This is a genomic window from Sulfuricurvum sp. (assembly GCF_023250475.1).
Lineage (GTDB): Bacteria > Campylobacterota > Campylobacteria > Campylobacterales > Sulfurimonadaceae > Sulfuricurvum.
The window spans coordinates 1-8807 of the sequence record NZ_JAHFAQ010000094.1; the positions used below are offsets into that span (position 1 = coordinate 1).

Sequence of the window (8807 nt, forward strand, 5' to 3'; positions counted from 1 at the left end):
ATCTTCCGCCGCTTGAAGCGCTTCGGGAGGATTGAGGTGATTGTGTTTCATAATCGCTTCGGGCCGGTAAGCTCCGATCGGTAAAAATGCCTCGTCAATATCGAATTTTTCTCCAATCTCTTTAAAATGCTCGCCCATTGCACTGTCTCCGCTGTGATAGAGGGTATGTGTATCGTTTTGGATAACATATCCGCCCCATAATGCTTTATTGGTATCAAACGGTGTCCGCTTGCTCCAGTGCTTGCTGGGGGTCAGGGTGATAAAAAGTCCCCCGACCATTACCGATTCCCACCACTCCAATTCAAAACATCTCTCACGATCTATTTTTCCTTTGAGATAGCGCCAAAATCCATTAGGTGCTACGATAATCATTTCGGGATTTTGTTTGAGGAGGTATTCTATAGAAGCTTTGTCGTAATGATCGTAATGGGCATGGGTAATGAGGATCACATCGGCACGCAGCTGATCTTGGGGGATCGGCAGAGGGCTTTGGCGCCGATAGAGGGGGATATCTCCCAGTACCGGATCGATGGCAACGGTAGTCCCCGCAATATTGGCCCATACACTGGCATGTCCGAGCCAGAGAAGATATTCACCCTCGGGAAGTTTCTTTTGGTGGACAATCGACAAAGCCGAGCGTACTGCCCCTTTTTTACGAAAAGATTTGGAGAACTGCCATTTGAGAATGGTTAAAAATGAGAGTTTCGGTGATGTATATCGGTGCGCCATAGTATCCCTTTTCTGTACTATTATTTTACCGACTTTTCAGAAGCAAGCCACTCTCCCGGGCTAATTCCATACCATTTTTTAAAAGCGCGTAAAAAGGCGGTGATTTCAGAATATCCCAGATAGATAGCAATCGTTCCGATATCTATTTTCTCAAGAAGATACCGTTTTGAGAGTTTTTTCCGGACTTCTGTCAACAGTTGCGTATAGCTGCTTCCTTCATCTTTAAGTTTTTTTTGAAGTGTTCGAGGGTGCAGTCCCGCTTTTTTCGCAACCCCTTCAAGGGAAAAATCAAGTTCTCCCGCACAGATCAGGATCAATCCGGATATCTCCTCTTTCACCCCTCCGTGAATTTCCATTCCGAGACATTTCTCAGCTTCATCTTCGAATAGACGAAGAAGAGAGGGATTCTCGTAAAGTGTTTTAACCGCAAGGGATTCTTTGGAAAAAATCAGTGCGTTTTCCTCTTCATCAAAATAGAGTTTTTCTCCGAAAATCCTCTTGTACTCGGTGAGATCAGAAGGTTTGGCGTGTCGAAATGTTGCGTATTCGGGGATAATCTTTTCGGAGGCGATTTTGTTGATAAGACTCAAGGCGGCAGAAAGATGTATTTCCGATTGGTATTTTCCCAAAGGGGTAAACTCTCCCTCAAAGAAGAACATGAATCCGAGTTTGTAACGGTTTTTGGTCTCTGCCAAAATAGGTTTGAGACTGCGTCCGATCAACGGATAATAGCGGCACAGTTTCTGGAGGGCTTCATTGATGTCTTGAGAGTGGAGGAGGAGATAACCGAATACCCCCAGAGAATGAGGATTAGCCCATTCTCCGAGTTTAAAAGAGAGATTGGCATCTCCGGTAAATAGGGTTGCTTCATCGAACAGCTCTGCAAGATAAGCGGCATTGATTTGCGTATCTTTCGTTTGCAGCGTTTGCATATCCAGACCGCGTACTGACAAAAAAGCATGGGTATCAAACCCGTACCCCTTTTGTAAAAACATCAAAATAGGCCATAAGACTTCTGCACGTACCATTCTTTGGCGATGATCCGTTTTCGCAGTTCGCAATATGTCAATCCTTTGTCATATAAAGTCATCTACAAATGTCTAAGTCCATTATACAATAACGGAAATTCGACAAAAGGCAATAAAGTGGATAAAAATAAAGCAGAAATTGTAGATAGATATGTATCTTTTATGAACATTGATTGTTATCAGCACGCTTCGGACGTTATCGATGCGATCATCGAAGTTACAGAAGACGAGAAATACAGCAATCGTTTTTGGGAGGTATTTAAGGAAAAAATCCCGCAGAGCTATTATGCAAAATGCTCAGATGAAAAGGTTCTCTATCATGTATGCTCCTCCGTATTTTACATTGAAGAACTGTTTGAAGAGAGTAATCATACGGTTGGGCTTGAGTTGATGAAAAACTGCGAATATCAGTGCTGTTAAGCTTTTTTAGAGAATTAAAAGGGGGTGTTGAATACTATTCGTAAATTTTATATTCAGGGATCGTTTTGGAGCAGTTTGCCTTTATCATCGCTTTGTTGCTTATTGGAATAGTACTGCAAAAAGCGGATGCCCCTGTTGATTTTGCCAAAAGCCTCAACTTTTTTGTTATCTACGTATCGCTTCCCGCTACGGTACTGACTCAGGTTCCGAAGATTCATTTCGACTTTTCAGCCCTTGGGGTTATCCTCATGCCGTGGCTGCTGCTTCCGATTGTCATCGTCTTTGTTATTGTTATGACGCGAAATCATCCTCCCCATGTCCGTGCGGCACTTTTACTTGTTATGCCGCTGGGAAATACCTCTTTTGTCGGGATACCTATTGTCCACACCCTCTTGGGCGAAGGGGCTATTCCGTATGTATTGATGTACGATCAATTTGGAACCTTTTTGATCCTCTCCCTCTACGGAGCGGCGGTGATTGCACGTTATGAGACGGGAACCTTTCATAAACGGCTGATTGTGAAAAAGCTCCTCCTTTTCCCGCCGTTTATTTTTCTTGTACTTGCCCTCTTCCTCGGGGATATGCCCGTTGTTACCCAGCCGTATTTAAAACTTCTTTCATCGACGTTGGTACCGCTGGCTTTGGTTTCGGTCGGGTATTCGATGAAATTTGGCGGAGAAATTAACTACAGCCTATTTGCACAGTCGCTGGTTTTAAAACTGATCATTATGCCGCTTATCGCGTTTGGGATTTTGTTTGCGATGGGAACGGACCCGCTCGCTCTAAAAACGGCGGTGCTAGAATCGGGAATGCCCTCGATGATTACGGCCGGAGCATTAGCGATCGCGGCGGGATTTGCCCCCGAACTGAGTGCGGCTTTGGTGGGATACGGTATTTTTGTTTCGCTGATAACATTACCCCTCATCTCCTATCTTTTAGAAAATATCCGATAGATTGTTTGACCCGTATTAGATCGTTTTTCTGCAAATTTTTTAATGTTTTACATTCATTTATATATTGTGTTTAGAATCTGTTTGAAATTATGATTACAGGCAGTAAGGATACAAATGTCAGGGCACGCTTTTCACGTTCACGGAGCGCACGATCATGCAGTGGATCATGCGGCAGAAGAAAAAGGATTAGGTCAATATGTTGCTATTTTTACCGCTATTTTGGCCTCTATAGGGGCTATTGTCAGTTATCAAGGGGGCGCTACCCAAAATGAAGCGATGATGTTTAAAAATGAAGCGGTATTGCTGAAAACACAGGCCTCCGATCAATGGAACTTTTATCAAGCTAAAAGCAACAAGGGGCATTTAATGGAGTTGGCTTCAGATATTGCCCCGAAAGAGAAAAAAGAGTTTTATAAAAAACAGCTCGATAAATATGAAGAAGAAAAAATAGAAATCAAACATAAAGCTGAATCCCTTGAAGCGGCATCCGCAAAAGCCGATAAAGAGAGCGATAATTCCATGATTCCCCATCATCATTTGGCGCAATCGATGACATTGATCCAAATCGCTATTTCATTGGCATCGATTACCGTATTGACGCGTAAAAAATGGTTGTTTAGTATTGCCGTTGTCGCTGCTGTCGGGGGAATAGCATTATGGGCTGAAGCATGGTTATGAAATGGTATTTGTATGATTGGGGCGGATTAAACGTTTGGCTATTTCATCGTATTAATGATATCCACAGCGATATCCTAGATAAGGCAATGCTTGCGGTAACCGCAGCGGCTTCGCATAAGCTATTTCTTCTATATTTGATACTTCTTTGTCTGGTAGCTATAGGTGTAATTGCTAAGACCGCTAAAGAAAAAACGTATGTGAAATCACTTTGGATCAGTACAATAGCGGTATTTTGTATAGCGTATTTTCTGGACAGTGCTTTTGTAGGTATCCTTAAACCTTTGATGGATTTTCCAAGACCCCCTTTGGCTCTTTCTATAGAGACGGTTCATATTATCGGACAGGCCGAATATCATCATAGTTTACCGAGTGGCCATTCATCTTTTGCAATGCTCATGGTTGCAACGATTTGGCCTTTGCTTCTTGCCCCATGGCAAAAATACATAGCCATATCATTCGTCATATTAGTCGGATTCTCTCGCATTAATCTGGGAGCCCACTTTCCGGCGGATGTAATGGCAGGATGGGTATCTAGCCTGCTCATCGTACTTTTTGTCCGATTGAGCGTACATAAAATTTTTGCCGCAATTACCCCTAAAGGAATAGAATGACTCGTATTGATTTTATAGAAATTACGTTTGCGGCAATCCTTTTGTTAGCCGTTATTGTTTTACCGATAATCGCACTTGCAAAAGTTGATAAGAAAAACAAAGAAAAAAATTCTAACGACACGTGACTCTTATGTTTTCTTTTGGTTAATCGAGTAGCGAAGATGATGATAGGCATGTATTATCCATCGTTTGAGACGGCTTGAACGATGGATAAATCGACTTCGCAAATGAACAGTATAACGATAAAGATGACTTGCATGAAGCTTGCTAAGCTGAGCTATAACCCACGTATAGCACAAGGCAAACCACCCGTATGAGAGAAGCTTCTCTTTGCCGTTATGCAAGATGCCCAGGGAAATTACAATCAGAGGAATTTTCAAGGAATACAGCAATACGGCACTAAAGAGATGGAACTGAGCAACCATAATGGCCGATAGCGTACCTACCCCTTCCCCCAGAGCAAACGGGATAAGAAAGAGTATCAAAACACTTAATCGTTCGGCTTGGAAGCGGATATAGTCTAAGAAGCGCCGATAGAAGTGAAATGCCACGAGGTATTGCAATATTGGGTTGACAGCATATTTCCAAATAAATTCTTCGAAGAGAATATAGAGAAATATGAGAAAAATAAACAGAGTATTACGGATACATCGAACCGCTCGAGCAAATTTTATCGGCTTTAGGGAAATCTTTTTTTCGTTATTAATCACAATTTACCTTATGTTAACTGCCGCCTTGTTGGTGCGATCCGTCACAGTAGGGCTTACGGCCTGAGCGTCCGCATCGGCAAAGCCACTTATCGGTTTCGACTTCTACTGAAAACTTGATCGGCGCTTTGCCGGTCCCCTCATGGTTCCCGTCACAAAACGGAAAAGTTTTTGATTGTCCGCAGGTGCAGTACCAATACTCTTTATCGGCATCCAACGATGCTTTAAACGGCGCATTCTGAAAATAGGTTTCCATCCTCTACTCCTCCAGCGAAAGGAGAAAATCATAGCATGGGTTAAATCGAATAAGATAAAAATTTAGGATTAATGGATTTTTATTAAAGCTAAAGGGAGACAATAAAGCTCCTTTTAACGAGAGAAGTAATTTATGACTTGAATTGTTGTAATTTGATATTGAGACCGTCTGTTAATTTATATAAATGTTCCGCAGCACTAGCAATTTCTTCAACGCTGCGAGCATTATCCGACGTCAATTTATTGATTCTTGAAACTGAAGCAACGATTTTTACCGAATCTTCCGCTATTTTAGTAGAATTTTTTGCATTTAAAATAACACTCTCCTTAGACTCTTGCATCGATGATACGGTTTCTTCTACAACATTTTCAACTGTTTCCGAAATGCCCACAAGACGTTCAATGTTTTTTGCATTAATGCTCATCTGATCGGAAGAGTCTACAATGGATTGGACAATAACATTAATAGTAGCATTGATTTCGGTGAGACTTTTTTGTGTTCGTTCGGCTAATTTTCTGACTTCATCAGCGACAACGGCAAATCCTCGTCCATGTTCTCCCGCTCGTGCCGCTTCAATCGCGGCATTTAAAGCGAGAAGATTCGTCTGATCCGCAATATCACTGATAACTACCAAAATTTGTTTTACCTGTTCAGCTTCGGTGCTCATTTGCTCTAATTTTGCGGCAAGACCGGATTCAAGTTCGCTCGCATCGGTGACATCCGCTTTGAGTTGTTTCATATCTGTTAGCACGTTATGAAGCTTTTCTCCTGATAGTTGAATACTCTCTTTTGTTTTTTCTGAAAGTGATACGGTTGATTCTATAAAATTTTTAATGTCATGTATCTCATCAATAGTATTTTGGACGATTTCCATGCTCATTTCAGCATTTTGTCCGATTTGCATACTAGTACTGTGTAATTCACTTGAAACAGAGGCATTTTCATTCGCGGCAGTTTTTGCTTCTTGTATAGTATGCTCAAGTGTCTCCAACAAAATATTAAAACTATCAATGATCGCTTTGATCTCATCATTTCGATCATACGATAAACGAATTTTGAGATCTTTGGTATCTACGAAATTCTTTATTTTTGTTTGCAGTAAATGGATTGATCCTGTAATTTCTTTGGTCACTACGAGGTTGATAACAAAGACGACCAATACAGCAAATACAAAACAAAATATAAGGAGGGTATTGACAGCGCTTAAAGACGTTTCACTGAGCTCTACTGCACTTACAGCGATTTCTTCCAGTTTAGTCTGTAATTCGCCGCTGATACTGACTAATGTGTTTAAATTAATATCATTCCGATTTGAAACGTCAGCAGTCATTATCTCTTTGGCTTTTGAATCAAATTCTTCTTGATATTGCATGATAAGAGATTTCGTCTCATCACATTTTGCTTTATTGTCGGGTAAAGACAATTTCTCTTTGAGCTCTTTGACCATAGCTAGATTTTTTTCAAGATTAGTATGAACTTTGGAAAACGTTTCTTCAGAGGGCTTTTTTAGAAACTGGTAAACGGTAATCCGTGTAGTTAAAAATTCATTAACGGCTTCTTTTGATTCGATAGAGCGTTGCATTGCAGCTTCTGCTGTTGAATGTTTATTCGCATAAACTACATAGGTTACGATAAACACCAATAAAAGTGCAAGGGGAACTATAAAAAGTTTTGCTTTAATCGTCATATTCTTCATGAAAAACTCCGTAACCATTTTGTTTATAGTTATTATGATAACTAAGATAAAAGTATATAAAAGTAGCACTTAATTTATAATATAAACTTATAAGATTCGTTATTCTGCTAAATGACTAAATATTTTATTGGAGAGAAATAAGGAAGAGAATAGTATTGTATTGGATGATACGGATCAGTTTTTTAGATTTTGGTAAAGTAACTCTAGCAAAGATGAAAATTCTTTTTTCTGCTCAGGATTGACACCCTTTAATGCCTTTTGCATAATCATTTCTCCCATTTGGATTAGTGGAGCGATTAGTTCTTTCCCTTCCGACGTAATCGAAATAAGATAGGCTCGTCGATCATTTTCTTTGGGTTGTCGTTTAACCAGCCCTTTTAGCTCTAGTTTATCCAGCATTAGCGTTAAATTTGATTGTTCAAAATAGGTATCTTGCGCCAACTCTTTTTGCGTTACTGCATCTTTTTCGCTAAGCCGGATTAATATGACGCGATGAGCGTAAGAGATATTGAATGGCTTGAGTTCTTTTTCAAATTCTTTTTTTAGGATGTTCCGCGCTTTTGCGATTAAGAATAAGATGGATTTATCGGATTCAAAACTCATAAAGATCCTTTTGTAACAGCTAAAATACTTAATAAAGATAACGTTGTTGCACTTGATTGTTGAATGGGCGCTTGTAAGTTCGTATTTAAGGAAGTTTAATGTGATGGCGGGCCACCAAGGATTTGAACCTTGGGAGGTATAACCCTCGCCGGTTTTCAAGACCGGTGCAATCGACCACTCTGCCAGTGACCCGTAGTAAAATTGAAGCTATCTTTTTCTATGCTGGAGGCGGCACCCGGATTCGAACCGGGGATCAGAGCTTTGCAGGCTCATGCCTTACCGCTTGGCTATGCCGCCACCATAAGTGGTGCCCGGAGCCGGACTTGAACCGGCACAGTGTTACCACCGAGGGATTTTAAGTCCCTTGCGTCTACCGATTTCGCCATCCGGGCATCTTGTAGAAAAAAATATCTCAGCTCAAACATTAAAACGCAATGTTTCAACTGGGATTATCTGGAGCGGGAAACGAGGTTCGAACTCGCGACCCCAACCTTGGCAAGGTTGTGCTCTACCACTGAGCTATTCCCGCATTGTTTTTGTGGACTGGAAGTATAGCAAAAAAATTATAGCGTGTAAAGAGTTCTAGAGTTTTTTTTACCGTTTTGAGATGAGGCATACGTTTTTTAGAGTTCCGCTAAGGTATAATCGCGCTAATTAAAACTATACTATAAAGGAATCCCATGCGTAGTGATACCATTAAACGTGGATTTGACAAAACTCCTCACCGCAGTTTGCTTCGTGCAACCGGGTTAAAAGACGAAGATTTCAATAAGCCGTTTATCGGGGTTGCGAATTCGCACATTGATATCATTCCGGGACATTTTTTCCTCCAAGAGTACGGCCGAATTGTTAAAGAGGCGATTCGTGAAGCAGGCGGAGTGCCGTTCGAGTTTAACACGATCGGTGTGGATGATGGCATTGCGATGGGGCATGATGGGATGTTATACTCACTTCCTAGCCGTGAGCTGATTGCCGATTGTATCGAAACGGTGATGAATGCCCACAAGCTTGACGGGCTTATCTGTATCCCAAACTGTGACAAGATCGTTCCGGGGATGCTGATGGGTGCATTGCGTGTCAATGTGCCGACGATTTTTGTTTCGGGCGGGCCGATGAAGGCAGGGCA

At 41.3% G+C, this 8807-nt stretch carries 12 protein-coding genes and 4 tRNA genes; 6 read left to right on the top strand and 10 right to left on the bottom strand.

What is annotated here, in order from left to right; translation table 11 throughout:
- Nucleotides 1-729 (bottom strand): MBL fold metallo-hydrolase (locus Q0C19_RS08980; RefSeq protein WP_295055238.1); only part of this gene is annotated, 729 nt, incomplete at its 3' end.
- A 20-nt stretch (nucleotides 730-749) separates the two neighbouring features.
- Nucleotides 750-1790 carry an AraC family transcriptional regulator gene (locus Q0C19_RS08985; RefSeq protein ID WP_295055239.1) on the bottom strand — a complete coding sequence of 347 codons (1041 nt, stop codon included), beginning with the start codon at nucleotides 1788-1790 and terminating at the stop codon, nucleotides 750-752.
- Here Q0C19_RS08985 and cowN point away from each other — a divergent pair.
- The 5 genes from cowN to Q0C19_RS09010 all read left to right on the top strand — a co-directional run bounded on the left by cowN (nucleotide 1767) and on the right by Q0C19_RS09010 (nucleotide 4544).
- A complete protein-coding gene (gene cowN / locus Q0C19_RS08990; protein ID WP_295055241.1) occupies nucleotides 1767-2177 on the top strand; it encodes a N(2)-fixation sustaining protein CowN in 411 nt (136 codons plus the stop codon). The two genes, Q0C19_RS08985 and cowN, sit on opposite strands and share 24 nt — an antisense overlap.
- A gap of 65 nt (nucleotides 2178-2242) precedes the next feature.
- The gene (locus Q0C19_RS08995; RefSeq protein ID WP_295055243.1) at nucleotides 2243-3130 is read left to right on the top strand and encodes an AEC family transporter; all 888 of its coding nucleotides are present in this window, start codon (nucleotides 2243-2245) and stop codon (nucleotides 3128-3130) included.
- A gap of 114 nt (nucleotides 3131-3244) precedes the next feature.
- Nucleotides 3245-3808, top strand: coding sequence for a DUF4337 domain-containing protein (locus tag Q0C19_RS09000; protein ID WP_295055245.1), 564 nt, complete (start codon nucleotides 3245-3247; stop codon nucleotides 3806-3808).
- Nucleotides 3805-4419, top strand: a complete 615-nt coding sequence (locus Q0C19_RS09005) for a phosphatase PAP2 family protein (protein ID WP_295055247.1) — start codon at nucleotides 3805-3807, stop codon at nucleotides 4417-4419. The genes Q0C19_RS09000 and Q0C19_RS09005 overlap by 4 nt, the downstream gene beginning before the upstream one ends.
- Complete coding sequence (locus Q0C19_RS09010) at nucleotides 4416-4544, top strand: hypothetical protein (protein WP_295055249.1); 129 nt, start codon at nucleotides 4416-4418, stop codon at nucleotides 4542-4544. The genes Q0C19_RS09005 and Q0C19_RS09010 overlap by 4 nt, the downstream gene beginning before the upstream one ends.
- A 3-nt stretch (nucleotides 4545-4547) precedes the next feature.
- Here the strand turns inward: Q0C19_RS09010 and Q0C19_RS09015 are convergent, their stop codons facing one another.
- The 8 genes from Q0C19_RS09015 to Q0C19_RS09050 all read right to left on the bottom strand — a co-directional run bounded on the left by Q0C19_RS09015 (nucleotide 4548) and on the right by Q0C19_RS09050 (nucleotide 8210).
- On the bottom strand, nucleotides 4548-4970 hold the full coding sequence (locus Q0C19_RS09015; RefSeq protein WP_295055251.1) for a hypothetical protein: 423 nt from the start codon (nucleotides 4968-4970) through the stop codon (nucleotides 4548-4550).
- 172 nt (nucleotides 4971-5142) lie between these two features.
- Entirely contained in the window at nucleotides 5143-5382 is a 240-nt protein-coding gene (locus Q0C19_RS09020) for a CDGSH iron-sulfur domain-containing protein (protein ID WP_295055253.1), read from the bottom strand.
- A 130-nt stretch (nucleotides 5383-5512) separates the two neighbouring features.
- Nucleotides 5513-7078: a methyl-accepting chemotaxis protein gene (locus tag Q0C19_RS09025; protein WP_295055255.1), complete on the bottom strand. Its 1566-nt coding sequence runs from the start codon at nucleotides 7076-7078 to the stop codon at nucleotides 5513-5515.
- Nucleotides 7079-7252: 174 nt separating this feature from the next.
- Complete coding sequence (locus tag Q0C19_RS09030) at nucleotides 7253-7681, bottom strand: MarR family transcriptional regulator (RefSeq protein ID WP_295055257.1); 429 nt, start codon at nucleotides 7679-7681, stop codon at nucleotides 7253-7255.
- A 104-nt stretch (nucleotides 7682-7785) separates the two neighbouring features.
- Nucleotides 7786-7873 (bottom strand) — tRNA-Ser (locus Q0C19_RS09035).
- A 31-nt stretch (nucleotides 7874-7904) separates the two neighbouring features.
- A tRNA-Cys gene (locus Q0C19_RS09040) sits at nucleotides 7905-7978 on the bottom strand.
- Between the two features lie 8 nt (nucleotides 7979-7986).
- A tRNA-Leu gene (locus Q0C19_RS09045) sits at nucleotides 7987-8073 on the bottom strand.
- Nucleotides 8074-8135: 62 nt separating this feature from the next.
- Nucleotides 8136-8210 (bottom strand) — tRNA-Gly (locus tag Q0C19_RS09050).
- Nucleotides 8211-8361: 151 nt separating this feature from the next.
- Between Q0C19_RS09050 and Q0C19_RS09055 the strand changes: the two genes are divergently transcribed.
- A partial coding sequence (locus tag Q0C19_RS09055) for a dihydroxy-acid dehydratase (RefSeq protein ID WP_295055259.1) occupies nucleotides 8362-8807 on the top strand: 446 nt, incomplete at its 3' end.

What these genes read in the sequence shown, in the direction of transcription:
- cowN (WP_295055241.1), top strand. Translation starts at nt 1,767, where the DNA reads ATGATCCGTTTTCGCAGTTCGCAATATGTCAATCCTTTGTCATATAAA.
- Q0C19_RS09000 (WP_295055245.1), top strand. Translation starts at nt 3,245, where the DNA reads ATGTCAGGGCACGCTTTTCACGTTCACGGAGCGCACGATCATGCAGTG.
- Q0C19_RS09005 (WP_295055247.1), top strand. Translation starts at nt 3,805, where the DNA reads ATGAAATGGTATTTGTATGATTGGGGCGGATTAAACGTTTGGCTATTT.
- Q0C19_RS09010 (WP_295055249.1), top strand. Translation starts at nt 4,416, where the DNA reads ATGACTCGTATTGATTTTATAGAAATTACGTTTGCGGCAATCCTTTTG.
- Q0C19_RS09020 (WP_295055253.1), bottom strand. Translation starts at nt 5,382, where the DNA reads ATGGAAACCTATTTTCAGAATGCGCCGTTTAAAGCATCGTTGGATGCC.
- Q0C19_RS09025 (WP_295055255.1), bottom strand. Translation starts at nt 7,078, where the DNA reads ATGAAGAATATGACGATTAAAGCAAAACTTTTTATAGTTCCCCTTGCA.
- Q0C19_RS09030 (WP_295055257.1), bottom strand. Translation starts at nt 7,681, where the DNA reads ATGAGTTTTGAATCCGATAAATCCATCTTATTCTTAATCGCAAAAGCG.